Here is a 26734-nt window from a genome sequence, read left to right as displayed (position 1 = left end):
GAACGCAGGGCGCCACTCCTTGCCTCTGCCGCGACGCAGCAGAACGGACGCGGCAATCCCTGATTGCCGCAAGCGGCTAACTACGAGAACGCCATGCTCCGCCGCAGCTCCTTCGCGACAGCGCTCCTGGCCGGTTCGCTCCTCCTGCCAGGCGGCGTTTCGGCGCAAACCCTGAGGGCGACGATCAACTCCGATATTCGCGGCCTGATGCCCGGCCGGAGTCCGGACACCTCGACAGGCAGCGTGCTGCAAAACATCTATGAGGGACTTGTGGCCTGGCGCGCCGATGGCAGCGTCGCCCCCATGCTCGCCGAGGCGATCGAACTCTCCGGCGACGCACGAACCTCCACCTTCGTCCTGCGCGACGGCGTCAGCTTCCATAACGGTGCGCCTCTCACCGCGAAGGAAGTGGTCTGGACCTGGCAGCGCTTTCTCGATCCGAAATCGGCCTGGCCGTGCCGGGGCAATTTCAACGGCACCAATGCGATCAAGATCGAGACGGTCGAAGCTGTCGACGAGAAACGCGTTTCCTTTCATCTGGCGGCCCCGAGCGGCGCCCTTCTGAGCGCGATGGCCCGGGCGGATTGCGACTCCGCCGGCATCGCCCACCCGGCTTCCGTCGATGGCGAGGGTAACTGGGTCGCCGCCATCGGAACCGGGCCGTTCAGGCTGTCGGAATGGCGCAAGGGCCAATTCGTCGAGCTCGCCCGTTTCGACGGCTACAAGCCGCGCCCGGAGCCGTCCGACGGGCTTGCCGGCGCCAAGATCGTCAAGGTCGAGAAGGTCCGGATCGAGCTGATCCCTGACGCGCAAGTGGCCAAGCTCGCCCTTCTCCAGGGGCGCATCGACATCTGGCCCGATGTCGATACCGTGCATGTCAAGGAACTGACGCAAAGCGCCGCTTTTTTTTTTATTTATACGGTTTCCTTCTGGTCTTAAAGTTATAGCTTTTTCTTCATCGTTATTTGGTTATAAGAGACAGGCGTGGCATTTAGGCCCGACGGTCAAACAATTGCCTCTGCCAGTGTTGATAAGACAGTAAAACTGTGGAATCGTAAGGGGCAAGTGTTACAAACTCTCCAACGTCATAGCAGTTCGGTTAATAGCGTGGCATTTAGCCCCGACGGTCAAACCATTGCCTCTGCCAGTGATGATAAGACGGTGAAGTTGTGGAATCGTAAGGGGCAAGTGTTACAAACTCTCCAAGGTCATAGCAGTTCGGTTTATAGTGTAGCATTTAGCCCCGACGGTCAAACCATTGCCTCTGCAAGTGATGACAACACGGTGAAGCTGTGGAATCGCCAGGGGCAAGTGTTACAAACTCTCCAAGGTCATGGCATTTCGGTTACTAGCGTGGCATTTAGCCCCGACAGTCAAACTATTGCCTCTGCCAGTTGGGACACCACGGTGATACTGTGGAATCTCAACTTGGATGATTTAATGGCTAAGGGTTGTGCTTGGGTGCGCGATTATTTGCAAAATAACCCCAATGTGAATGAGAGCGATAAGCGTTTATGTGATGATATTGGCACACGCAGGGAATGAAGATAGCAGGGGGAGCAGGGGAAGCAGGGGGAGGTCTTTTGATTCAGCTACATGGAGAGATTTCTGTAATGAGCAGCCCCAACTTAGAATAAAGCGATCGCCTGTATGATTTTATGATGATGGTGGTCAGTGAATATCCTGTCGTAGCGATCGCTGTTGCTGTAATCTGAGAAAGTGCGATCGCTGTTACTGTAATCTGAGGAAGTGCGATCGCTGTTGCTGTAATCCGAGAAAGTGCGATCGCTATCGCTGTAATCTGAGGAAGTGCGATCGCTTTTGCTGTAATCTTAAGTCTACAAATACTTCTGCAACAATAACCCTAACTTTTCCTTGGTCGCGGCTGGTGCTTTATCCAACTGAGTCAAAATCGCATACTGCAACGCCGAATGCGCCTCACTAGTTGGCGGATTTTCACTCAAGCGCCGCACCGTTTCTTGAATCACCTTTTGAGCATTCACAGCATTCCGCAGCAAATTGCCAATCACCATCTCCACCGTCACACTGTCATGGTCTGGATGCCAACAATCATAATCTGTCACCAACGCTAAAGTTGAGTATGCAATTTCCGCTTCCCTTGCCAACTTCGCCTCTGGTAAATTCGTCATCCCAATGATTGTTGCATCCCAACTGCGGTAAAGATTCGATTCTGCCTTAGTGGAAAAAGCTGGCCCTTCCATGCACACATAAGTGCCGCCGCGATGGAGAGTAACTTCTGGTAAATTGAGGGATGCGATCGCATCTGCCAACACAGTAGCCAAGTTCTTACAAATCGGATCGCCAAAGGCAATGTGAGCCACAATTCCCTCACCGAAAAACGTTGAAAGCCGATTTTTCGTTCTGTCAATAAACTGATCTGGCACCACCATATCCAGTGGTTTCGCCTCTGCCTTCAAGGAACCCACAGCACTAGCTGAAATTAAATACTTCACACCCAATTGCTTCATCGCATAGATATTAGCGCGAAACGGTAACTCAGAGGGTAACAGCGTGTGATTGCGGCCATGACGCGCCAAGAAAGCTACCCGTGTACCATCCAATGTTCCCAGAATCAAAGCATCAGATGGTGAACCAAAAGGAGTTTGGATATGCACTTCTTCGACATCTTTGAGCGCATCCATTTTGTACAGACCACTGCCACCAATAATCCCAATACTAGCTTGTGCCATGATTCTGAACCTGTTCCTTGCTGATCTGCTAAGTTATTTTACCGAAAAGGGGAGTAGCAGAGAAGCCAAGAAACAAAGCAATGTCTACAACGGGTGGTTCCTGAGCGCAGCCTCTCATAGAGAAGGGCTACGCTTACGGATTTCGTGCTGCTAACAATATTGAATTGTTTGCGTGCAGATAAAAGCGATCGCTCAGTTATTTGAGCGTTAATTATTAAATCCTTAAAATCAAATCTCCGATAGTTTTTGCAGATTAACGGTTATGATTTGTACTGAAATTAATCGTTATTATAATCTGTAATCAATACTTAATGTATACAAATATTAAGTAGATGCACTCCTGAGCAGCGAAACAAACCAAGCGTTATACTTTTGGGAAAAGGCTTATTTTAACCCCTGCTTTTAACATTTTCATAAATCAATGACTCTCAATTTTCGCTTTGCGGTAGTCAGCGACTTACACCTGGCACTTCCTCACACAATCTGGGATCATCCTAGCCGTTTTCATCTGGTAGAAGTCAGTATATCGGCGTTTCAAAGTGTACTGGAACATTTAATACAACTCGATTTAGATTTCTTATTGTTGCCAGGAGATTTAACCCAGCACGGCGAACCAGAGAACCACGCCTGGTTACAAAAATGTTTAGCCCAGCTACCTTTTCCCGTCTATGTTGTTCCTGGTAATCATGACGTTCCCGTGATGTTGGCCGATCAGCAATCAATTTCTTTTGCGGATTTTCCCTACTATTACACAAAGTTTGGCTATGAAGACCCGCAGCAAATGTACTACATTCGTCAGTTACTCCCTGGAGTTAAGCTGATTGGACTGAATTCTAACTTTTTTAATGACCAGGGTGAGCAAGTGGGGTGTTTGGATGCCAAACAGCTACGGTGGTTAGAAGAGGTACTGGCGGCATCTGTTGATGAATTAGTTTTGGTGATGGTGCATCATAATGTGGTGGAACATTTACCCAATCAAGCGAACCATCCACTAGCAAATCGCTATATGTTGTCCAATTCAGCAGAACTTTTACAGTTGCTGAGGCGCTATGGAGTCAAACTAGTATTTACGGGGCACTTGCACGTTCAGGATATTGCTTACTCAGATGGAGTATATGATATTACCACTGGTTCTTTAGTGAGCTATCCTCACCCTTATCGGGTGCTAGAGTTTCATCGGGATAACCAAGGTAAAGAATCGTTGCAAATTGTATCTCATCGGGTAGAGTCAGTGCCTGATTTCCCCGACTTGCAACAGTCATCGCGGCAATGGATGGGCGATCGCTCTTTTCCCTTTTTAGTCAAGCTACTAACTCATTCTCCATTAAACTTACCACTATCACAAGCGAAAAGATTAGCTCCTAGTTTGCGAGACTTCTGGGCAACTATTGCCGATGGAGATGCAGTATTAGACTATCCCCAGTTTCCATTAGAAGTGCGTCGCTATATTGAGACTTATAGTGCATCAGCACAGTCCAACCCAGGCATGGCCACTGGTGGAACTCTTACACTGATTGATAATAACAGCACACTTTTGCTGCGTTAGGAGTGATGAGTATCCGTGTGAAGTTAACTTTCTTGTCTGGGCTGAATGCTTGGTAGTCGAATAGCTGATTCTGCTGTATTTCTTTTAGATTGCGATGACCTCCGGTCGGTCGGAGACCATCGCCTCCGGCGGGCGGTTACGCCATCGCTCCTGCCATAATTCTCCTATCAAAAGTAACCAAGACGCGGGCTACTCCAAACTCTTGTACAGACGCGATTAATCGCGTCTCTAATTACCGATATCTTCATTCCAAAGTTCGGGATTCGTTGCAATAAACTCACTCATCATTTGTTCGCAATCGTCAAGATTAAGATCGATTACTTCTACACCGTGAGATACCATAAATTCTTTAGCACCAGGAAAAGTTTGGGATTCTCCGACGATGACTTTTTTAATACCAAATTGCACCACAGCCCCAGCGCACAGGTAACACGGCATTAAAGTTGAATAGAGTGTAGTACCTCTATAGCTGCCAACTCTCCCAGCATTGCGGAGACAATCGATTTCCGCGTGCGTAACAGGATCGCCATCTTGCACACGTTTATTGTGTCCTCTGCCGAGAATTTTGCCATCTTTGACGAGAACCGAACCAATAGGAATTCCACCTTCTTGTCTGCCTTGTTTTGCTTCTTGAATCGCAGCTTCCATAAACTCATCCATATTAATATCTCCTTTTATGTCAAAACAACTTGTATTAATGGATCACGATGGCGGTGTAGATGACTATCTGGCAACTATGCTGCTTTTGACGATGGATCATATCGAACTCCTTGGTGTTGTCGTCACTCCAGCAGATTGCTACATTCAACCGGCTGTTAGCGCCACACGTAAAATTCTCGATTTGATGGGATTTTCTCATATCTCAGTTGCAGAAAGTACTGTGCGCGGTATCAATCCATTTCCTACTCTCTATCGCCGTGATTCCTTTATCGTTGACCATCTCCCCATTCTCAATAAAAGCGAAACCATCACTACGCCTTTGGTTGCCGAAACAGGTCAAGATTTCATGATTAAGGTGTTGCGTGAGGCATCAGACCCCGTAATGTTGATGGTAACTGGGCCGTTGACCACCGTTGCAGTAGCTTTAGACAAAGCACCGGATATTGAAGCCAAGATTCACAAAATTGTTTGGATGGGAGGTGCTTTGAATGTCGGTGGCAATGTAGAAAAAAGTTTAGAACCTGGACAAGATGGTTCTGCCGAATGGAATGTTTATTGGGACGCGGTTTCAGCAGCGCGGGTGTGGCAAACGCAAATTGAAATTATTATGTGTCCTTTGGATTTAACTAATAATGTCCCAGTTACATCAGAATTAGTGCAAAAAATGGGGCGACAACGCCACTATCCCATCTCTGATTTAGCCGGACAATGTTATGCGCTAGTTATTCCCCAAGATTATTATTTTTGGGATGTGCTGGCCACTGCTTATTTGGGACACCCAGAATTTTATCAATTACGCGAATGGGAAACAGAAATTATCACTACTGGAGTCAGTCAGGGGAGGACTAAAGTAGTTTCTGGCGGTCGGAAAATTTATGCGATGGATAAAGTAGATAAAGACGCTTTTTATGATTATATTTTGCAACAATGGGCAAGATAAAAACCTAAAAAATTAGGTGGCGTGGATACTCAAACTTGTGCCTGCACAACAAAATTCTCAACTTGTGTGATTCGATCCCAATCAATGGCAGCAACCCACAACTTCTCCTCTTCGGAGAACTGCACCACTCCATCAACTTCCAAATCCTCGCTATATATCGTGAGTAACTGCCCATCTCGTAGCTCAATACTTTGATTCGCTAAGTCTTCGATTGTACCAATACAGTTCAAACGCAAACGCCCTTCAGCATCAGCATTATGAAAATCTGCAAAAACTCTAGGGTTAATCATTCTATGTGATCCAAACTATAACTGCTGCTTTGCTGGATTTGGAACAGTAGGTGTAAGGAGTTGACTAACTTGCTGCGGGTTTAAACCCCTTAATGTTGCATGATTAGCACTTCTACCGGATGTTCGGATTACATCACCACCTGCTTGGCGAACCTTGCCAACTGTTGTTACACCAATCTGACCATGAGGAATACTCGATGCCAACTCCGCTACTGACGATCCTACTGCACATTCCACAGAAATTCCTGTTATGCCACTGGGATGAGTACCTATTCCACGTCGAATATCCTCTGGACTATTACGCCCTCCCCGAACTACCAATGCTTCATCTGGAATTATTGTCACAAGTGTAGTGTTTTTGATTAAAGATTAGAATTTGATCGGTACTTCATGAATTGCATTGTATGCTACAAATTTAAAGAATCGTTAGGCTGTTATGCGTAACTATATTTGAAGGTTGTCTATACGATCAAATTCAGCAAGCACTAGCTAAAACAATAGAAATGGTTGAAGAAATTCCAAAAGTAGGAGACACAGGATTAGAATTAATCAGCTATCCAGAAGAAGCTATTCATGAAATTATAACAAATGCTTTATTACTAGGACTTATAAAAATCGTGCCAGGGAAATCGCGTATCGATGCAAAATGGTGCAAAGTTTAAACCTATCTCAAGCATTATTCTTGTTAAAGCCAAAAAAGCTATATTGATTATTGAGAAGTGATAAACTTTAAACCTAAGAAGAGAGCCGCAACAGTTCCTGCCACAGAAATTTCTCCTTGAATAATTTTATCTAAAACTGATTCTATAGGAATAAATACAATTTCAATCTCTTCTGTAATATCTAGTTGTTGCTCTCCAACTTTGCTCACATTATCTGCTAAAAATAAATGTATTTGATTGGTATCTTTACTCGGCTTATCGTATAGAGTTCCAATTTTTCTAAATTCTTGGGCAATATAACCAGTTTCTTCTGTAAATTCTCTAATTGCTGCTACTTCTGCACTCTCTTTTGTCGGGTCAAAATTTCCTGCTGGCAGTTCCAAGAAAAATTCCCCTACGGCGTGTCTGTATTGCTGGACAAAAATTATCTCTTTATTACTAGTAAGAGGTAAAACCATCGCAACGTCAGGCTTAATACTGACGAAATAATCATCTATAATTTTGCCATTGGGTAACTCTATTTCATCTTGCCTGACCCGACACCAAGGATGATCTAAAACCATTTTTGATTTTAAAATCTTCCATTTTTTTAAGTTATTCATAAATAAAAATAATATATAAAATATTTGCTCATCAAGCAATGAATGTAAAAAAGTATAACAGATACATCCGATAATCTAAATTTTGAACTTACACTTACTTTTGCAAATAACATAATATACAGAATTAGTATGCAAATAAATGTAAATTTATTTACTGTAAATAAAAGATTTCCGTTGACCATTAGTCGGGGTACAACGGCACAGACAACAAATGTATGGGTGAGGATTTCAGAAGATGGTATCGAAGGCTGGGGGGAAGCATCGCCATTTGGTGTGGGTAATCATCGGCAATCAACTGATGCAATCAAAAATGCTTTAGAGCAAGTTCTACCACTGTTGCAAACATTCAGCCCTTTACAACGGCAGGAAATTGAGCAAGTTTTAATACAAAACCAGGTTCCTTCTGCTGCAAGAGCTGCCTTGGATATGGCAATGCACGACTGGTTAGGTAAGCGCGTAGGATTACCTTTGTGGCAAATTTGGGGACTAGATCGCAATCAAATAGTACCAACTTCAGTCACAATTGGGATTAGTTCCCCTGAAGGTGCTAAAGCAAGAGCGCGAGACTGGTTACAATTTACCGATGTCCGCCTTTTTAAGGTGAAGTTAGGCAGTCCAGATGGTATAGATGCAGATAAAAAAATGCTATTGGCAGTGCGAGAAGAAGCACCGGAACCAGAGTTTTTCGTTGATGCCAACGGGGGTTGGAGTTTAGAAGATGCGATCGCAATGTGCAATTGGCTAGCTGAATTGGGTATAAAGTATGTAGAACAGCCATTGCCACAGGGTCAGGAAAAAAGTTTAGCAAAACTCAAAGAACACTCTCCCCTACCCATCTTTGTTGATGAAAGTTGCTTCACAAGCTCTGATATTCCCGATTTGGCAAATCACGTGGATGGTATTAATATCAAACTGATGAAATCAGGGGGACTAACAGAAGCGATGCGAATGGTACATACAGCACGAGCATATCGGTTGCAAGTAATGTTCGGTTGCTATTCTGATAGTTCCCTAGCTAATACAGCAGCATTACAGCTAGCACCACTAGCTGATTATTTAGATTTAGACAGTCACCTCAACTTAATCGATGATCCCTTCACGGGTGCATTGCTAAAAGAAGGTAGAGTTTTGCTAAACGATTTACCAGGTTTGGGGGTAAAACACAGTGCGTCTACCACTTAATCAACGAGTAGCTATCTTGCTACATGAGGGAACTACTGGGGCTCACGGCAAAACAGGACTCGCAATTTTACGTTACAGCGAAGCACCAATTGTAGCCGTCATTGATCGCGAATGTGCTGGCAAATCTCTGACAGAATTAACAGGTATCAAACGTGATGTACCGATTGTGGCATCGGTAGCCGCAGCCTTAGAGTACAAGCCAGAAGTTTTGGTAATAGGCATTGCTCCAAGTGGTGGTGCTATCCCAGATGATTATTGGCTAGAAATCAAAGATGCTCTAGAAGCTGGGATGTCCTTGGTAAACGGTTTGCATACACCAATGGCAAATATACCCGACTTAAATGCACTGCTCAAACCAGGGCAACTAATTTGGGATGTCCGCAAAGAGCCGCCTAATATAGGTGTTGCTAGTGGAATAGCACGCACGCTTCCGTGTCGACGGGTATTGACAGTGGGAACCGATATGGCGATCGGTAAAATGTCAACTAGTCTACAGTTACATTGGGCATCAAAACTGCGGGGTTGGCGTTCTAAATTTCTCGCCACAGGTCAAACTGGGATGATGTTAGAAGGCGATGGTGTGCCTTTAGATGCCGTGCGGGTAGACTTTGCTGCTGGTGCTGTGGAACAAGTAGTGATGCGCTACGGCAAAAACTATGACATCTTGCACATTGAAGGACAAGGTTCACTGCTACACCCTGGTTCAACGGCAACCCTACCCCTGATTCGTGGTTCCCAACCCACTCAACTGGTGTTAGTCCATCGGGCGGGACAAGTTCATGTCCGCAATCATCCCCATGTAATAATTCCACCTTTACCAGAGGTAATTCGTCTTTATGAAACCGTTGCTAGTGCAGGTGGTGCTTTTGCAAGTGTGCCTGTAGTGGGTATAGCGCTTAACACAGCACATTTAGATGAATCTGCGGCTGAGGAAAGCATCGCTCAAATAACAGCAGAAACCGGGCTACCTTGCACCGATGTAGTCCGCTTTGATGCCAATGTGCTTTTGGATGCAGTGATGAAGAATTAGATGGTTAGAAAGACGCGATAAATCGCCGTCTTTACAATAGACATAGGAGTGAAAATGAATGTAGAGATGTAGAGGCGTTGCAATGCAACGTCTCTACAAGGGTTTCAGGTAACGCATAATTAATTTCTGGAGATGTCTAATAAGTAAGTCCTTTGTAGAGACGGTGATTTATCGCGTCTCTTGCCTTAACCGAACCGTATTGTCTCTACTCTTTCAGGACTTACGCCAAAAATAGCCCAAACCGTTATTTTCCGGTAGGGGTAATTCATGAATTGCACCTACCGCGTGTAGTTTTGCGTAAGTCCTATTTTTTATACAATTTTGGATTTTAGATTTTGCAATTTAAAAAATTGCGTAATATATGGCATTTTCGGTGGCTGGGGTAGCTTCACCTCAGTCCACTATCAATACTTTTCGGATAAACCCAATAATCTCTCTTTTGGTCTGGGGAAAGGTTAAAGGGGAAAGGGAAATTCAAACCCTTTCCCTTTCTCCTTTCCCCCTTAACCGAAAAGTATTGAGTCCACTATGGCTGATAAGTTACTTTTATTAAAATAATTAGCCCTTTCTTGTCAAGTCCTCTTGACGTTTCGTTACAATTCTGTTAAATTTAGTTACATAAGTAAACAAAAGAAGAGAAAAAAATATGTACACCACTGTAAATGAAGACGGCATTCTCAATAACTACGCAGCTGAACCCAAGGTTTACTACGCCGAGTACCCAGCAATTTGGGAACAACGTAAATACGTTTTACAAGGTCTTTTTGCGACTTTAATTATTACAACTTTAGTTTTAATTGGTTTTAGCGTTAGCTAAGATTTTCAATTTCGGTATCGCTGTATCTCATTGTCATTCGTACCTCTCTCTCTTACCCCGGTTAGTTTCGCCGGGGTTTTTTGTGTTTTACTGCTGTGCAATCGCATCTCAAACTACGACGTTGTAGAATAAATGCGATCGCTCATAAAATAAAGACAAATCAATAAAAAGGGGTGTTTATGACAACCCAACTCGGTGAAACCAAATCTTCAACAGAACTGGTAATATCTTGGGAAGCGTTGCCCGCAGATTTTCAGTTAGAGGATGAACCAGTGGAAAATACAGGTCAGCCACTATTAGCTGGTGCTTTGCGCGAAAGCCTTGAGATAAGCGGTTTCATCCAACCGCAGATGTTGATAGCCTCAAATTTTGGACTTTGTGCAACAATAAACGGGCAATTTGTTGCTAAAGCACCCGACTGGGTTTATGTGCCATCGGTAAATCAAGTTTTAGGAGAACGCAAAAGCTATACACCCAATTTAGATGGGGATATTCCGGCAATTGTGATGGAATTTCTATTTGACGCTGAGGGTGGAGAATACTCTTTTAAGCGAACCTATCCACCAGGAAAATGGTTTTTTTATGAGCAGATTCTTCAAGTTCCAATTTACGTAATTTTCGACCCAAATGGCGGTTTGTTAGAATTTTACCAACTCGAAAACAGCCGCTACGAGTTAAAGCAACCTGATGAAAATGGTCGTCATTGGATTGATGCAATGGGTTTATTTCTGGGAACTTGGCAAGGAACAAAGGAAGCTAGAACTGGTTACTGGTTGCGCTGGTGGGATGAGGCAGGTAATTTGTTGCTTTGGGCGGTGGAACAAATTGAACAGGAACGTCAGCGTACCGAACAAGAACGCCAACAAAAAGAACGGCTAATTACCTATTTACAATCTCAAGGTATTGACCCAAATAATCTGCAATAGCATATATAAGCCAAATTTTCAAGTATTTGAGTGACTCAGTTTAAGCAAATAAGTACTGGAATGGGATGCCTCACAGAACAGTTCGCGGTTCGCGTAGTGTCTCACAAAAAACACATCGCTATATGCGTATTTTGCTAATTGCTCATAAAATTTAAAAAAGAGCCTTTTGCATACGTGGGCCCAAGTATGAAACGAATCTGGAAGTCTTTACTTCTAGCCTGGAAGTGGGTATTACTTTCAGCTGCTACATCAATTTTGATAATCCTAACGCAGCCAACTTCGCCCCTTCTGGCACAAGAACCTGCTGCTTCTACCACTATTGAAACGACAAAGCCCAATTCAGAAACAACTAAAGTCCAAAAGTTACGGGAAGCGCTGCAACGTTCATCAACGCCAGAAGAACCAAAACCCGCCCCTGAAGTTTCCGAACCGAAAAAGCCAGAGTCGCCACAGGAACCCCCACTCAGCCCGGAAGAACTCACCCGTCAGCTAAAATTTATAGAAGCGGATAAACTTTATCTGGCGGGACAAATCCCAGAGGCGGAAAAAATTTACCGCGAAGTTAAGCAGCCTTTTGGTAAAACATCAGATAATCAACAGCGTAAAACTGCCATACTCGACCCCACGCAACTATCCCCAGGAGGTAAAGTCTACTGGCGAGAATCAGAGGCAGGGATAGCACAAAAGTTGCAAACAAAAACTTTAGTACCTCTGCAACTATTAGTTGAGCAATATCCTGAATTTATCCCTGGCCATATCCGATATGCTGAAGCGTTGAAACAATACGATCGCACTAATGAAGCATTAGATATATTAGAACGGGCTTCTTCGCTGTATCCAGATCAAGCAGAATTAGTTAAAGCTAGAATTACAGCCCTAGCTGGCGAGAAAAAATGGATGGAAGCGTCTTTAGCAGCGCGTCAATTTGCTATTCTCAACCCGAAAAATCCCCAAGCGCCTGAGTTTACAAAACTAGCAGAAGAAAATCTGAACCGTTACAAATCTTATACACAAGGAGAAATTAGAGGGAATGTCCTCGGTAATATTATTACAGGTGCTTTAGGTTATGCCGTCACTGGCAGTCTGCTTGGGCCGTTTTCTGCCCTTGACTCTACCATCATGCTGTTACAAGGTGAACGAGCCATAGGAGAGTCGGTTGCAAAGCAGGCAAAAAAACAGCTGGGTGTAATTATAGACGAAGAGATTTTGGCATACGTCAATGAAATTGGACAGAAATTGGCGAAGGTAGGAGGACGGGACGAGTTTAAATACGAATTCTTTGTGATTCCAGAGGAAAGCCTGAACGCCTTTGCATTACCTGGGGGTAAAATTTTTATTAATGCAGGTGCGATCGCTAAAGCTAATTCCGAAGCAGAATTAGCTGGGTTAATGGGTCATGAATTATCCCATGTACTTTTATCCCACACTTTTCAATTAGTCAGCGAAGGCAACCTGATCTCTAACGTTACCCAATATCTACCTCTGGGCGGCACCATCGGTCAACTGTTTGCACTCAGTTACAGCCGCGACATGGAACGTCAGGCAGATAATCTCGGCACACGCCTAATTGTTGCCACTGGCTACGCTGCTGATGGCTTGCGTAACCTAATGCTGACGCTAGAAAAACAGCAAAAAAATGCTCCTCCTAGTTGGTTATCTTCACACCCAGGCGGCAATGAGCGAGTTAGTTATTTAGAAAACCTCATTACCCGTAATAGCTACAACCGTTACGCTTATGAAGGAGTGGAACGTCATCTAGAAATTAAAGCACGGGTGAAAAAGCTACTCGAAGAGAAAAAAGCAAGAGAGGAAAAAAAATAGCGTTTTTAATGAATCAAAATAGAGAATTATTCGTCACTTAAACTATCAATTCCCTACTTATTTCTACTGGAGGATGATTTATGTCATCACAACTACTGCGATTGATATCTTTGGGTAGTATTGGCTTATCTTTGTTTCTGGGCAATTCGGCAGCAATGGCACAATATGACTCTACTGGCGACGGTGTTGTAGTACCAACAGTGCCATCAGGTGGCTCATCAGTTCCAATAGACACATCGACAGGTATACCCCCTTCACCCTCAGCTGACGGTACAACTCGGTTTACCTGCCAGAGTTACAACGGTCAGTATACCGTTATGTATCAGCCACAAAGTCAACCAGGACAATTCTTTCCTTGGGCAGCGCCTGCGGCTTTGGGCGGTGGTTGGGATGCACAGAGACGTTGTGCAACAATTGCTAGTCGCTTAGAACTTTATCGTCCAGATGGTTTACAAGAACTCCAGACATCTGTAGAAAATAACGAAAATATTGTCTGCGTCACAACAGAAGCTAACCCAAGCTGTAGAATTGTGTTGACAGTACCGCGTGGGAAAGATCCTGTTGTAATCCGCAATAGTATTTTTCAGAACTTGACTACTGCTGACAACGGACAGCAAACTATAGCCGTTAACACTTATGGCGATCGCAGTAGTGGAGGGAATGAATTATATAATTTAGGACGTACACTTCTAGGGAGTGGTAATAATCGGATTAGTTCATCTAGAAGTGGCATTAATCTAAAACCTTTCCTCGATCGCAAAGATGGCGGTACTGGAAACAATTTGCGGAATGGAGTAGCAGTTCGTCGCCAGTCTCAGCCTAACTCTGTTCGCTTAAAACCTGGTAATTTCCGCTAATGTTTGAATCACTCAACATATCAGAACAATTTCGCCAAAACTAAAAGATATCGTTTTTTCTGTCGCGGTAATCCTAAAATACAGATTTACATTATAAGGTGGGTTGTTTACCCACCTTATTTTATATCGGGTGAAATATCTATCATTAAGAGGATGTTTGAAAAGTCTTATTATTGGTATTCAAAATTTTGAATTATCTAAGTTATCCGATAACATTAAGGGTGGTTAAGGTGAATTTAAAAGTACCTCAAGTCCCAATAAAGCAATTTTCAAAAAACTTGAAAATTAATTAGATAAAGGCATATAAGTAAGTGAGCGTAAATAATTGTCGTTGGGATAAGGCTATAGGTAATAGGCAGATGTATAAGGGTTTTAGCATAATTAAATTTTATTTACATAGTTTGATTTTATTGTGTCCATTTACTTCCTATTTTTTTGAACTGAACCTTATTAGGATATATGACTGAGAATAATTGCTGTGTAAACAAACATCTCTAACCCTACAATTATTTTCATCTTAACCTTTTGCTAGCTGTTTCTTAATCTGAACAGTATACTTTGAGATTGCTCAATTCAAAACTCATACAAAAAACTGTGTATTTGTCTTCTAACAATCTCTAATAACAGTGATTTAGAAGGCATACCTTATATTGTCTATGTTGATATTGCAAACTCTCTAAACTGCAAAGATGCACTTCGCAGTTAACGATCTTTTGATACAAGTATCATAAATAACACTTGCACCCAAAAGTTCCCATACTTTTGCAGCATACGATTGGGCAACTTAGTTCTGTAGTTGCCGCAGATAAACGCTAATCTTCGCAAAACTTGAATCTACCCCAGCACTAACTTATGGTAATTAATAATACAATCCGCTTTTCACAATTCAATGCTTCTCTAAACCGCAGAATTCAAGGACAATTAACGAACGATTTGTCAACCCCTAATAATGCTCAGGCAAAAGCTGTTGCAGAAATTATCCAGCGTAACAACCCAGATGTGCTGCTAATTAATGAGTTTGACTACTCCCAAGAAGCAGTTAAACTATTCCAGCAAAATTATTTAGCCATAAGTCAAAATGGTACGACTCCTGTTGACTACCCCTACTTCTATATCGCTCCCTCCAACACAGGTATTGCCTCTGACTTTGACTTAAACAACAATGGCACAGTAGTTACAACCCCAGGCACATCAGGATATGGCGATGATGCCTTCGGCTTTGGTGATTTTCCTGGCCAATACGGGATGTTACTGTTATCCAAATATCCCATCAACACTACCAACGTCCGCACCTTCCAAAACTTCCTCTGGAAGGATATGCCTAATGCCTTGCTTCCCGATGATCCCAATACACCAGGGCCAAATGATTGGTATTCTCAGGAGGAACTATCAGTTCTACGCCTCTCCTCTAAAAGCCACTGGGATGTACCCATCCAAGTAAACGGCGAGACAATTCATGTCCTTGCTAGCCACCCTACACCCCCAACCTTTGATGGTGCGGAAGACCGCAACGGTAAGCGCAACCACGACGAGATCCGCTTTTGGGCAGACTATATTACTCTTGGGAAAAGTAATTATATCTACGATGATGAGGGAAAAACGGGCGGGATTGCTTCTGGTTCAAGCTTTGTGATTGTGGGCGATCAAAATGCAGATCCGTTAGATGGTGATAGTTTTGACAATGCTATTCGTCAACTGTTGCAAAATCCCAATATCAATACTAATGTCATCCCTACCAGTCTTGGTGGTGTCCAACAAGCAGACTTACAAGGTGGTGCAAACGCTAGCCAAAAAGGTAATTCTAGCTTTGATACCGCCGACTTTGCTGACAATGCTCCCGGAAATCTGCGGACTGATTATGTTTTACCCTCAGCTGACCTAAAAATTGCCAACTCAGGAGTATTTTGGCCTCTAAATACCGATTCAACGTTTCCTTTAGTAAGTACTTTCCCTTTCCCCAGTTCTGACCATCGCTTGGTGTTCGCAGATGTGCAAACTGGGTCGACTCAAGCAGGTAAAACTATTCCCAGTGTGGGATTTGAACGACAAACTATTTTTGCTACTAGCTTTATTCCGACTGGTGCAGCGGGAACGGTGAATGGCGCACTAACTCGACTGGGTGGACTATCTGGTGTCACTTACGATGCTGTGAATAACCGCTATTACGCCATCTCAGACGATCGCTCTCAAGTTGCCTCTGCCCGTTTTTATACCTTCACTACTGCCGACTCCGGGGTGACTGTTACTAACGTCACACCACTGAAAGATAGCAATAGTAATTTCTTTGCAATCAACAGCCTTGACCCAGAAGGTATTGCTTTAACTAACAATGGGACTGTTTTCATCTCTTCGGAAGGCGAAGTAAATCCTACTGTTGGTCGTGTTACTAATCCCTTTATTAAAGAGTTTTCCCTTGCAACAGGGCAAGAAGTAGGATCGCTAGTTGTCCCCAGCAAATTCCTGCCAGTAGTTCAGGACACTAACAGCAACGGTATTGTCGATGCCGGAGATACGCAGACATCAGGCGTATACAATAACTTAGCCTTTGAAAGCCTCACCATCACACCCGACCAGAAAACCCTATTTACCGCCACTGAAAACGCACTATCCCAAGATGGATTAAAAGCTTCACTCACCAGTGGTAGCCCATCCCGGATTCTGCAATACAATCTATTTACTGGACAACCAGAAAAAGAATACCTCTACATTACCGATGCCATTCCCGAAGCACCAAACCCAAGCACAGGCTCTGCTGACAATGGTTTGGCAGATTTGCTAGCAATAGATAATCGTGGTACTTTCCTGGCGTTGGAACGCTCCTTTGCCCAAGGTGTAGGCAACACCATCAAAATCTACGAAGTTTCTTTGCAAGGTCCAACTGACATCAGTTTCTACGATTCTCTCAATAATTTGAGTACAGAACAACTAGCAGCTATTAAACCCGCTCAAAAACGTCTGCTGTTGAATTTAACCGATCTGAATTTACCTACTGATGCCAATCACCCGATTACAGGAGTGGATAATATAGAAGGTCTTGCCTTCGGTTCTAAACTAGCAGATGGTCGTCAATCCATTGTGCTGGTGAGTGACAACAACTTTGGTAGCACCCAATATACCCAAATCCTCACCTTGGGTGCTGACTTGGTTCCAACTGCTGCACCTACAGTAGAAACTCGTCCCGATTTATTGGACGATGAAGATCCAGCATTACCTGCTGTAGATCAGAATGCGGATGCTGACGATCCTGCAATCTATGTTAATGCCACAAACTCTGCCGATAGTCTAGTACTAACCTCAGTTAAAAATGCCGGACTGCGGGTTTATGACTTGTCTGGTAATTTGTTGCAGACAGTTAATCCCGGTGGTATTCGGTACAACAACATTGACCTACAATACGGTTTTAAATTAGGCAATCAATCGATTGATATTGCCGTAGCTAGCGATCGCAACAATGATAAACTAGCAATCTTCAAAATTAACCCCAACCCCAGTAACCCTGGTCAATATCTGGAAAATATCACCGATAGCAATATTGTTACTATCTTCCAAGCATCACCTTTTGAACCTCCTTATTCTGCATCAACTCGCAGTTCTTACGGACTTACCTTATACCGTAGCCCCCTAACTAATGATTACTATGTCTTTACCAGTCGTCGCCAAACTGGAGACATAGCTCAGTTCAAATTGATTGACAAAGGTAATGGCACAATTGGGGCTGAACTAGTGCGGGAATTCACCGTGCCAACAATTGAGGGTCGCGATCCCCAAACCGAGGGTATGGTGGTAGACCAGGAAACTGGCTTCCTTTACATCGGACAGGAAAATGTAGGTATCTGGAAGTTTCAAGCAGAACCAAACACTGGCACAACTGGCAAGCTAGTTGATCCAGTCAGAGATTTAGGTGGTACTCATCTCACAGATGACGTAGAAGGACTGACCATTTATTACGGCAAAAATGGCAAAGGCTACTTATTAGCATCTAGCCAAGGTGACAATACCTTTGTTGCCTACACGCGTGAAGGTAACAACGAATACGTGGGTAATTTTGCCATTGGTAACAATGGGGCGATTGACAGTGTACAAGAGTCAGATGGTGCAGATGTAATTAACGTACCACTGGGGCCTAACTTCCCATTTGGTTTATTTGTGACTCAAGATGGCTCTAATGAACCTGCCAAAATAGTTAGCGATGAAGGTGAAGAGGAAAATGTCAGTTCTAACTTTAAGCTGGTGCCTTGGGAAAATATAGCCAATACCTTCCCCAATTCTTTAAATATCGACACCACTAGTTACGATCCCCGCAATCCTGTTGCCCAACCCAAGCTAACTATTTATGAATTTGCAAACCTACCGAAGTTAGACACGACTTCTAAAGGTCAAGATATTTTGTTAGGTGGTTTTTCTGGGCTGTATTTCCAAGGAATTGCAGCAAATGGCAACCTAAAATTTGTCACCAACACAGATCGGGGCCCCAATGGAGAACCTGATGGTGTCAAAAGACCATTTTTATTACCCGATTTCCAGCCAGAAATAGTTAGCTTTGAACTCAACCGCACCACAGGCGAAATCACCATTACCAACAGAACAAAGCTATTTCGCCAAGATGGGACAACGTCATTAACGGGATTGCCTAACTTGCAAGCTGTAGGAAACGGTTTAGCCTACACAGATGAAATTGCTGTTGACTTAGACAATAATGTTTTAGCTAACGATCCTTTAGGTGCTGACTTAGAAGGAATTGTAATTGCAGAAAATGGAGATTACTGGATGGTAGATGAATACCGTCCGGCAATTTACCACTTTGCTGTTAATGGTAAGCTGATTGACCGTTTTATTCCTCAAGGAACTGCCACTGCACCCAACCCAGATCAACCAGATGGAACTTTTGGCACTGAGGTTTTACCAGCAGTTTATGCCCAACGCCGCAATAACCGGGGGTTTGAAGCTATAGCACTGGAAGGTAATAAATTATATGCCTTTATCCAGAGTCCAATTGATAGTCCAGATGTCGCCAATGATGCGACTTCCAAAGCTTCTCTCAACCTGCGAATTCTGGAGTTTGATATTGTCACCAAGCAGGTAACAGGAGAGTATTTATATCGCCTAGAAGGTCTACCGGGAACTGATAAAATTGGCGATGCAGTCTCCTTGGGTAACAGCAAATTTGCAGTAGTTGAACGAGATGACAATGGTACATCTGCTGGCAATAAACTGATTTACCAAATTAATTTAGCCGGGGCGACTAACATTAACAACCCTGCTAACTTTATCTTGCCAACTGGTAAAACTATTGAACAACTTACCTCTGCGGAGTTAGCTACTGCCAATATTACCGATGTCAGCAAGAGTTTGATTGCTAATGCTGCTCAGGTCGGTTACACCGGGGTGGAAAAATTAGAAGGTCTGGCACTGGTAGCACCCAACACCCTAGCCTTGATTAACGATAACGACTTTAACATTACGGGTAATACGGCTGCGGAAAAACTCGGCATTCTCGAACTACCTAATAACCTGATAACTGCACAGCCTACTTTCCCTGATAGCTTTGGTTCTAGCAACAACGATAATGTTACAGTTCAGCCAGGAAAAACGTTCTTTGCAGGTGACGGAGCAGATTTTGTAGAGGGTACTGAAGGGAACACAATCCAGACTGGAAACGGTGAAGACACAGTACTAGCCGGCAGCGACTCTTCAGTATCCACAGGAAATGGTAACGATCGCATATTTATTGGTCAAAATGGCCCAGTTCAAAATACCAGCGCTGATGGTGGCAGTGGTAATGATGTTATTACCGTAGTGGAAGCTAGTGGTAGTAATAATTTACTTGGGGCGACAGGTGATGATAGTCTCACCGTAATTGAAGGTTCTCGTCAATCATTATTTGGTGGCTCAGGTAATGACACCCTCATTAGTGGCGGTAGCAATAACCGTCTCTACGGTGGTTCCGGTGATGACAAACTTTTTTCTAATGTCAATGACTCCCTGTTTGGTGGCGATGGTGATGATGTCCTATTTGCTGGTCAACAGGGTGGCGATCCCTACGGGGGGCTGCGCCAACGCTTAACTGGTGGTACTGGTGCTGACCAATTCTGGATTGCTAACGCCAGTCTGCCAACTAGCAAGAACATTGTGACTGATTTTGCGATCGCCATTGATAAAATCGGGCTTGGTGGTATTGGTGTTACTCAATTTAGTGCCCTGACACTATTACAACAGGGTAATAATACTATCGTGAAAATCGGAAATACTGAGTTAGTTTCATTGACAGGAATTACATCAAATACTCTCACAGCAAATGACTTTATTTTCTCTGTCAGTGTTGTAGGTTAAATTGTTTGCCTATTGTGATTGTTACAGCTTCATTACACAGCAAAAGTTAATGAAGCTGTACTCAATCATTATTGCAAAAGCAATTAAAGAGAAGGGTTATAAAGCAATACAGTTCAGATAAGACCAAAACACTTGTAGAGATGGCGATTTATCGCATCTCAAAACCCACAATTTTGTACAAGTAGCCCTTAACTAAATTGCATTGGGTTATAAAGCAATACGGTTCAGTTAAGGACAAAAATTACCGAAAATTAAGAAAAAACGAACCACAAAGGGCGCAAAGGACACAAAGGAATAAGATTTTCAGAGAGTTTTTGGTAAGTCCTCAAAGGTTTTTGGCACTAACTGAACCGTATTGGGTGATAAAGAACTTATTATCTGACGGAAGTTACAAAAAATACATCATCTCAATGTATAAAAAATAATTTTTCATACCATCAAAAATATAGACATATTTGTTAACTGCATATTAGGTAAAAGATTGCAATACAAGATTTCTTAACCAGTCCACAATTTATTCACAACTTTTGCTATGTATCTTAATTAATATGCAATTGGGATTGTTAATTAAGATACCAAAACACTCTAAGGAAATGACAATTGTAGTGGTGGTTGACATTTAATAGTTCAGACTCAACAAGCTGACAAGTCAATTACATCTTTGCAGGCTAAAACTATTAGTTTTTCCTCACTATATTACTTTTTTTATTTCACTAGAGTGAAGACCATCTCAACAATTAAACACAGGGAGATTCTCTTTCATGGCTAAGAACGTCATCATAATGATTGGGGATGGTATGGGCTGGGAAATGGCTCGTGCAGCATCCATCTACAAAGAGATTCAAAATGGTAAGACAGGTGCTAATCTGAGTGATTTTTATACACAGGGTAAGGGTCAAGGACTCAACTTTCAAACACTCCAAGGCTACGGTTTGGCAACCACCTACGGGACAACGATCGCTGGTAGTAATGGAGTTTTTAGCACTGGTAATTCGGCTCTTGACGGTACTAATCCGATTACAGGAGAAAGCCCAGTTCGTCCTGGTTTCACCTTTGATCCAACTTCTAACCCAGGCAATACCCCAACAGGTGGCGCAAAAGTCAGTGATGGTGCTGTTGGGAACCTAGTAGGTTATGACCCTACCAGAGGTGGTGTTAACCCTTGGACTCCCGGTAACGATCCTGAATATATTAAGTACAGCTATCCTGACTCTGCAAACACCGCAACAACTCTGTACACTGGCGTTAAGAGCTACAACAACGCTGTTGGCGTTGATATTTTCGAGAATCCTCTAGAAACAATTCTCAAAACTGCGAACCAAGTTGGTAAATCCACTGGTTTGGTAACTTCAGTTCCCATTGATCATGCAACACCTGCTGCTGCTGCTGCCAACGTTAATCGTCGCAGCAAGTATGATGCTGACTATCCGGCATTAGACAACATCTTGCAACAGGAACTCCGTGTCTATCAACCAACAGTATTACTTGGTGGTGGACACCCACTCTCTGCTCCTGGAGACTTATTACCAGCAGGGGTTGAGCCGAATACGAGCAATGAATACATTAGCCAATCTACCTACACAGAACTTAGCACTAAACCAACAAACAACCTCTACGATTACACTTTTTTGGAGCGCGGTGAGAATGCCGCCCAGAAACTAGCTGAAACTGCGGCGACAATCGATCCAGAAAAAGGCGATCGCCTCTTCGGTCTGTACGGTGCGCGTGGTCAAAATGGTAACTTGCCTGTCAGTTCTGCCAACGGTGACTACAGCACCACTGGTTTAGATATGTTCAGCGTTTTCGCTAACCAAGGTGATAACGCCAAAGTGGACACTACACGTCCACTGCTGCCTGGAGAGACGGATGCATCTTTCATTGCCAAAGAGGTTAACGAAAACCCAACCCTCAATGATTTGACAAATGCCGCATTAAATGTATTGGGTAAAGACCCCGATGGTTTCTGGTTAATGGTTGAAGGTGGCGATATCGATTGGTCTGCTCATGATAACAACATAGACAACTTGATCGGCACCACGTTGGATTTCGATAAGGCAGTTGGATCTACGATTGACTGGATCAATAACAATGGTGGTTGGGATGAAAACCTACTAATTGTTACTGCTGACCACGATCACTACCTAACTCTCGACGGTGATTTTCCGACTTTAGTAAAAAATCAAGGTGCTGAAGCATTAACCAATTTAGATACTCCAGCAGAAGTTGGACACTACTGGGGGTCTGATCCCACTGTCAAGTATGGTTGGGGAACTCACACCAACCGTCCCGTACCTGTTTACTACCAAGGTGCTGGTTCTGAAGTGTTAAATAGCTTAGTAGGTAAAGGTTATAATGCCTACGGTTCTGATATTCCTGGAATTGCGGGTTTAAACGATCAAACCCACATCTACCAGACGATGTTTGCTTCAATAGTGCCAAAAGTTGAGTTAGTAGGTTTTGCTTCTTTACCTGCTGATACCTTTAGTGATGGGCCAGCTTCTGGTGCAGAAATTTCAGCCAATGGTAGAACCGGGCCTTTCCCAGGACAGCCAATACAAGGTTTTAGTGGTGTCCAATTTGCTAACAGTAACTCTTTGTACTTCCTGTCAGATAACGGTTACGGTAGCAAAGATAATAGTGAAGATTTTCTGCTAAGAATCAATCGTCTAGACCCGAATTTTAAGGGAACAGAAAATGGAGACGGCAGCGTTAAAGTTTTAGACTACATTCAACTGTCTGACCCTAACAACAAAGTTCCTTTTGAAATTGTGAATGAGGGAACTACCGGAAGATTACTGACTGGTGCAGACTTTGATGTAGAGTCATTCGTCTTTGATAAAGACGGGACAATTTGGGTTGGAGAAGAGTTTGGCCCCTACCTGCTGCATTTTGATGCCACTGGTAAGTTATTAGAAGCTCCCATTGCTACACCCGACCAATTCAAAACATTAGATGGAGAAGCACCTAAAGTTATTGGTCACAGAGGTGCAAGTGGCTATCGTCCAGAACATACCTTAGAGTCTTATAAGCAAGCAATTGAGCGAGGTGCTGACTTCATTGAGCCTGATTTGGTTGTGACAAAAGATGGTGTGCTAATTGCTCGTCATGAGCCAGCTTTAGCAGTTTTGAACGCTGATGGCACTGTCAATTTCAGCAACACAACCACAGATGTCTACAAGCATCCAGAGTTTGCCGATCGCAAGAAAACGGTAAGTTTAGATGGAAACACAATTACAGGTTGGTTTGCTGAAGACTTCACTTTAGCTGAAATCAAGACTTTACGCGCAGAAGAGCGTCTACCTTTTAGAGATCACTCCTTTGATGGTCAATTTGAAATTCCTACCCTCACGGAAATCATCGATTTAGTTAAGCAAGTAGAAGCCGACACAGGTAAAAAGATTGGCATCTATCCTGAAACTAAGCATCCAACCTATTTGGCCGATGAAGCTACTTATGTCGGCACGACAGACAAAGTTAACCAAAACATCAGTCAGTTACTAATTGATACGCTGAAGGCAAATAACTTCACTGACCCCAGTCGCATCTTCATCCAGTCCTTTGAAGTGGGCAACCTCAAAGAACTACATGATGTCATTATGCCTGCGGCTGGAGTGGATATTCCCCTAGTTCAATTGCTAGATGCAAGTGACATTGATATCAACGGTAAGATAATCGAGAGTCAGCCTTATGATTTGAAAGTCAGTGGTGACACTCGCACCTATGGCGACTTACGAACACCAGAAGGCTTGGCTGAAGTTGCCACTTATGCTGATGGCCTTGGCCCTTGGAAACGGATGATTGTGAGCGTCAAAGGTACTGATGCTAATGGTGATGGCAAAGCCGATGATGTAAATGGAGATGGAGCAGTTAATGATGCTGACAAGACAACATTACCTCCTTCAACCTTAATTCAAGATGCTCACAACGCCGGGTTGCAGGTTCATCCTTACACCTTCCGGGCGGAAGATCAGTATTTAGCAGCAGATTACAAAGGAAAGCTAGAGCTAGAGATCCAACAGTTCTATCAATTAGGTGTAGACGCACTATTTAGTGATTTCCCAGATATCGCGGATGAAGTACGGGATCAACTCAGAGATGATCTTCAGTATAATGCGGTGCGATCGCCACAAAATCCCGATGTGCTTTCAGGAGATGCCTTTGCTAACTTGGGTGGTTCCAAAGGTTTTGAAGGTGGAGCAATCAACGCTAGCAAAACCAAGCTCTATATGCTGCTAGAGGGTACAGTTCAAGGTGATACTCCTAGTGCTTTGCGGATTAACGAATTTGACCTTGCTAGCCACAAGTACACTGATAAAAAGCTGTACTACAGATTGGATAATCCGGCAAATGCGATCGGGGATTTAGCAGTCATTAACGATAATGAGTATCTAGTCATTGAGCGGGATAACAATCAAGGGGCTACGGCTAAATTTAAGAGGATCTACAAAATTGACTTGTCTAAAGCAGATTCTAATGGTTATGTAGCCAAAGAAGAAGTTGCAGACTTGTTAAACATCCAAGACCCCAACGACCTGAATGGAGATGGCAAAACCACCTTTGACTTCCCATTTGTCACAATTGAAAACGTTTTAGTTGTTGACAAAAACACCATTTTGGTTGCTAATGACAACAATTATCCCTTCTCTACAGGTCGTCCTGGAAATGATCCTCAAAATCCAGTCATAGACAACAATGAAATTCTACTGCTGAAGTTAGAGAAGCCCCTTAACCTTGCTCCTGGTTTAGGTCAACCTGAAACTGAAGAAATTAACTTTGGCTCTACTACCAGCGATGATATTATCGTTCAGCCAAATCAAACCCTATTCACAGGTGACGGAGCAGACTTTGTAGAAGGTACTAAAGGGAACACAATCCAAACCGGAAACGGTGAAGATACGGTACTAGCTGGCAGCGACTCTTCAGTATCCACAGGAGATGGTAACGATCAGATATTTATTGGTCAAAATGGCCCGGCTCAAAATACCAGTGCTGATGGTGGCAATGGTAATGACGAAGTTACCGTAATGGAAGCCAGTGGTAGTAATAATTTACTTGGGGCGGCAGGTGATGATAGTCTCACCGTAATTGAAGGTTCTCGTCAATCATTATTTGGTGGCTCAGGTAACGACACCCTTAAGAATAACGGTAGCAATAACCGTCTCTACGGTGGTTCTGGCAATGACAAACTCTTCTCCAATTTCAATGATTCCTTGTCTGGTGGCGATGGTGATGATGTGCTATTTGCTGGTCAACAGGGCGGAAATCGCTTAACTGGTGGTACTGGTGCTGACCAATTCTGGATTGCTAACGCCAGTCTGCCAACTAGCAAGAACATTGTGACTGATTTTGCGATCGCCATTGATAAAATCGGGCTGGGCGGTATTGGTGTTACTCAATTTAGTGCTTTAACACTGTTGCAACAGGGTAGCGATACTTTGGTGAAAGCCGGAAATACAGAGTTGGCTTCATTGGTTGGAGTTACATCGACTAGCCTAACAGCAAATGACTTCGTTTTCTCAGCTAGTGTAATTTAACCTAAAGATGATTACGATTACAGCTTTAAATTCAACAATTAAGCTGTAGTAAGTTGGCTATTGCGGGGGAGTAATACTCCCTCGCCTTTGATATCCTGTTTTATCCTGTGATTCTTAAAGCTGTTCTAGTTATGCCCGCCCTAATCATCCAAGTTAAATGTAGAACAGCTTAATATTTTACAATATACATGATACAAATACTTAGAGAGGAACGTACATCTATACGCCCCTACAACCGAATAATAACTTACAAAGATTTATGCCAATTGTATAAGTCCTAACTGTTTTATACTATAAAATATTGAAATTATTAAGTATTAATAAGTAGAATTAGGGCACAAAAAATTTTGATGGTCATAGCCTGGAGTTCAACCTACCTCCAAACGGATTCCATTGCTTGCTTATCGGCTGGTAAAATCGCTGTCTTGCTTGCCCATCAAGGCATTGATTCTTCTTATTCTCTCAAATAAGCGAACGTACAGTTAATACTCTCATTGCAAATCACCTCTAAAGTTTTAATTTTCAATGAAGATGTATTGAAAATAACTCAGATTTTGAGGAAATAGGTCAAAATAAAAAAAACTAAATCTAAGAGTCAGTGCCCTTTCATATAAACATTATAGGATTGCGGCATGATTTCTTGTCAAATTAGTCTTGAAATATAATTTAAAAATTAAAAATATGACTAAAAAATGTAATTAAAAATACTAGTGTTTAAACAAACCTTGCGTGGTGTTGGAGCTATATTTAGTTTTCAGATATCATAATTCATCGTTACTTATTTATCTCGAAACAATATCGTACTCAACTTACATAGTTTACTGGT

Annotated in this window: 18 protein-coding genes; 13 read left to right on the top strand and 5 right to left on the bottom strand. The window is 43.0% G+C overall.

Going from position 1 to position 26734, the window contains the following annotated elements:
* Positions 1–63: 63 nt before the first annotated feature.
* Together G1O98_RS23860 and G1O98_RS41185 are read left to right on the top strand one after the other, a co-directional pair.
* Complete coding sequence (locus tag G1O98_RS23860) at positions 64–939, top strand: ABC transporter substrate-binding protein (RefSeq protein WP_207794506.1); 876 nt, start codon at positions 64–66, stop codon at positions 937–939.
* Positions 940–984: 45 nt separating this feature from the next.
* Positions 985–1545, top strand: coding sequence for a WD40 repeat domain-containing protein (locus G1O98_RS41185; protein ID WP_345940583.1), 561 nt, complete (start codon positions 985–987; stop codon positions 1543–1545).
* A gap of 293 nt (positions 1546–1838) precedes the next feature.
* Here the strand turns inward: G1O98_RS41185 and G1O98_RS23850 are convergent, their stop codons facing one another.
* Positions 1839–2711 carry an S-methyl-5'-thioadenosine phosphorylase gene (locus G1O98_RS23850; protein ID WP_163932729.1) on the bottom strand — a complete coding sequence of 291 codons (873 nt, stop codon included), beginning with the start codon at positions 2709–2711 and terminating at the stop codon, positions 1839–1841.
* A gap of 421 nt (positions 2712–3132) precedes the next feature.
* Between G1O98_RS23850 and G1O98_RS23845 the strand changes: the two genes are divergently transcribed.
* Positions 3133–4257, top strand: coding sequence for a metallophosphoesterase (locus G1O98_RS23845; RefSeq protein ID WP_163932726.1), 1125 nt, complete (start codon positions 3133–3135; stop codon positions 4255–4257).
* Between the two features lie 228 nt (positions 4258–4485).
* On the opposite strand, the gene G1O98_RS23840 is transcribed toward G1O98_RS23845, so the two are convergent.
* Positions 4486–4917: a nucleoside deaminase gene (locus tag G1O98_RS23840; protein ID WP_163932722.1), complete on the bottom strand. Its 432-nt coding sequence runs from the start codon at positions 4915–4917 to the stop codon at positions 4486–4488.
* A gap of 16 nt (positions 4918–4933) precedes the next feature.
* On the opposite strand from G1O98_RS23840, the gene G1O98_RS23835 reads away from it, so the two are divergent.
* Positions 4934–5857 carry a nucleoside hydrolase gene (locus tag G1O98_RS23835; RefSeq protein ID WP_163932719.1) on the top strand — a complete coding sequence of 308 codons (924 nt, stop codon included), beginning with the start codon at positions 4934–4936 and terminating at the stop codon, positions 5855–5857.
* Positions 5858–5886: 29 nt separating this feature from the next.
* Here the strand turns inward: G1O98_RS23835 and G1O98_RS23830 are convergent, their stop codons facing one another.
* Both G1O98_RS23830 and G1O98_RS23825 read right to left on the bottom strand, forming a co-directional pair.
* Positions 5887–6147 (bottom strand): hypothetical protein, encoded by a 261-nt coding sequence (locus G1O98_RS23830; protein ID WP_163932716.1) that lies wholly within the window; start codon positions 6145–6147, stop codon positions 5887–5889.
* A gap of 15 nt (positions 6148–6162) precedes the next feature.
* A complete protein-coding gene (locus G1O98_RS23825) occupies positions 6163–6492 on the bottom strand; it encodes a flavoredoxin (protein ID WP_114080329.1) in 330 nt (109 codons plus the stop codon).
* 158 nt (positions 6493–6650) lie between these two features.
* Here G1O98_RS23825 and G1O98_RS23820 point away from each other — a divergent pair, with 158 nt between their 5' ends.
* Positions 6651–6809, top strand: a complete 159-nt coding sequence (locus G1O98_RS23820) for a hypothetical protein (protein WP_163932712.1) — start codon at positions 6651–6653, stop codon at positions 6807–6809.
* Positions 6810–6856: 47 nt separating this feature from the next.
* Here the strand turns inward: G1O98_RS23820 and G1O98_RS23815 are convergent, their stop codons facing one another.
* Positions 6857–7411: an NUDIX hydrolase gene (locus G1O98_RS23815; RefSeq protein ID WP_163932737.1), complete on the bottom strand. Its 555-nt coding sequence runs from the start codon at positions 7409–7411 to the stop codon at positions 6857–6859.
* 129 nt (positions 7412–7540) lie between these two features.
* Between G1O98_RS23815 and G1O98_RS23810 the strand changes: the two genes are divergently transcribed.
* From G1O98_RS23810 to G1O98_RS23775, 8 genes are all read left to right on the top strand, one after another.
* Entirely contained in the window at positions 7541–8593 is a 1053-nt protein-coding gene (locus G1O98_RS23810) for a dipeptide epimerase (RefSeq protein ID WP_163932710.1), read from the top strand.
* Positions 8577–9623 (top strand): DUF1611 domain-containing protein, encoded by a 1047-nt coding sequence (locus G1O98_RS23805; RefSeq protein WP_163932707.1) that lies wholly within the window; start codon positions 8577–8579, stop codon positions 9621–9623. The genes G1O98_RS23810 and G1O98_RS23805 overlap by 17 nt, the downstream gene beginning before the upstream one ends.
* A gap of 646 nt (positions 9624–10269) precedes the next feature.
* On the top strand, positions 10270–10440 hold the full coding sequence (locus tag G1O98_RS23800; protein ID WP_163932704.1) for a ssl1498 family light-harvesting-like protein: 171 nt from the start codon (positions 10270–10272) through the stop codon (positions 10438–10440).
* A 179-nt stretch (positions 10441–10619) separates the two neighbouring features.
* Positions 10620–11366: a Uma2 family endonuclease gene (locus G1O98_RS23795; protein ID WP_163932702.1), complete on the top strand. Its 747-nt coding sequence runs from the start codon at positions 10620–10622 to the stop codon at positions 11364–11366.
* A gap of 186 nt (positions 11367–11552) precedes the next feature.
* Positions 11553–13187, top strand: a complete 1635-nt coding sequence (locus G1O98_RS23790) for a M48 family metallopeptidase (RefSeq protein WP_163932699.1) — start codon at positions 11553–11555, stop codon at positions 13185–13187.
* Between the two features lie 80 nt (positions 13188–13267).
* Positions 13268–14044, top strand: a complete 777-nt coding sequence (locus G1O98_RS23785; protein WP_163932696.1) for a COP23 domain-containing protein — start codon at positions 13268–13270, stop codon at positions 14042–14044.
* 852 nt (positions 14045–14896) lie between these two features.
* A complete protein-coding gene (locus tag G1O98_RS23780) occupies positions 14897–20374 on the top strand; it encodes a phytase (RefSeq protein WP_163932693.1) in 5478 nt (1825 codons plus the stop codon).
* Between the two features lie 761 nt (positions 20375–21135).
* Positions 21136–25908: an esterase-like activity of phytase family protein gene (locus G1O98_RS23775; RefSeq protein ID WP_163932690.1), complete on the top strand. Its 4773-nt coding sequence runs from the start codon at positions 21136–21138 to the stop codon at positions 25906–25908.
* The last annotated feature ends 826 nt before the right edge of the window (positions 25909–26734 follow it).

This window comes from Nostoc sp. UIC 10630 (genome assembly GCF_010747425.1).
GTDB lineage: Bacteria > Cyanobacteriota > Cyanobacteriia > Cyanobacteriales > Nostocaceae > Nostoc.
Note: the sequence above shows the minus strand (reverse complement) of the source record. Positions and strands in the feature narration are given on the sequence as shown.

Coding starts and splice junctions, on each gene's coding strand:
- G1O98_RS23840 (WP_163932722.1), bottom strand. CDS start 4,917: ATGGATGAGTTTATGGAAGCTGCGATTCAAGAAGCAAAACAAGGCAGA.
- G1O98_RS23850 (WP_163932729.1), bottom strand. CDS start 2,711: ATGGCACAAGCTAGTATTGGGATTATTGGTGGCAGTGGTCTGTACAAA.
- G1O98_RS23810 (WP_163932710.1), top strand. CDS start 7,541: ATGCAAATAAATGTAAATTTATTTACTGTAAATAAAAGATTTCCGTTG.
- G1O98_RS23785 (WP_163932696.1), top strand. CDS start 13,268: ATGTCATCACAACTACTGCGATTGATATCTTTGGGTAGTATTGGCTTA.
- G1O98_RS23795 (WP_163932702.1), top strand. CDS start 10,620: ATGACAACCCAACTCGGTGAAACCAAATCTTCAACAGAACTGGTAATA.
- G1O98_RS23775 (WP_163932690.1), top strand. CDS start 21,136: ATGGCTAAGAACGTCATCATAATGATTGGGGATGGTATGGGCTGGGAA.
- G1O98_RS23780 (WP_163932693.1), top strand. CDS start 14,897: ATGGTAATTAATAATACAATCCGCTTTTCACAATTCAATGCTTCTCTA.
- G1O98_RS23800 (WP_163932704.1), top strand. CDS start 10,270: ATGTACACCACTGTAAATGAAGACGGCATTCTCAATAACTACGCAGCT.
- G1O98_RS23835 (WP_163932719.1), top strand. CDS start 4,934: ATGTCAAAACAACTTGTATTAATGGATCACGATGGCGGTGTAGATGAC.
- G1O98_RS23790 (WP_163932699.1), top strand. CDS start 11,553: ATGAAACGAATCTGGAAGTCTTTACTTCTAGCCTGGAAGTGGGTATTA.
- G1O98_RS23830 (WP_163932716.1), bottom strand. CDS start 6,147: ATGATTAACCCTAGAGTTTTTGCAGATTTTCATAATGCTGATGCTGAA.
- G1O98_RS23845 (WP_163932726.1), top strand. CDS start 3,133: ATGACTCTCAATTTTCGCTTTGCGGTAGTCAGCGACTTACACCTGGCA.
- G1O98_RS23815 (WP_163932737.1), bottom strand. CDS start 7,411: ATGAATAACTTAAAAAAATGGAAGATTTTAAAATCAAAAATGGTTTTA.
- G1O98_RS23820 (WP_163932712.1), top strand. CDS start 6,651: ATGGTTGAAGAAATTCCAAAAGTAGGAGACACAGGATTAGAATTAATC.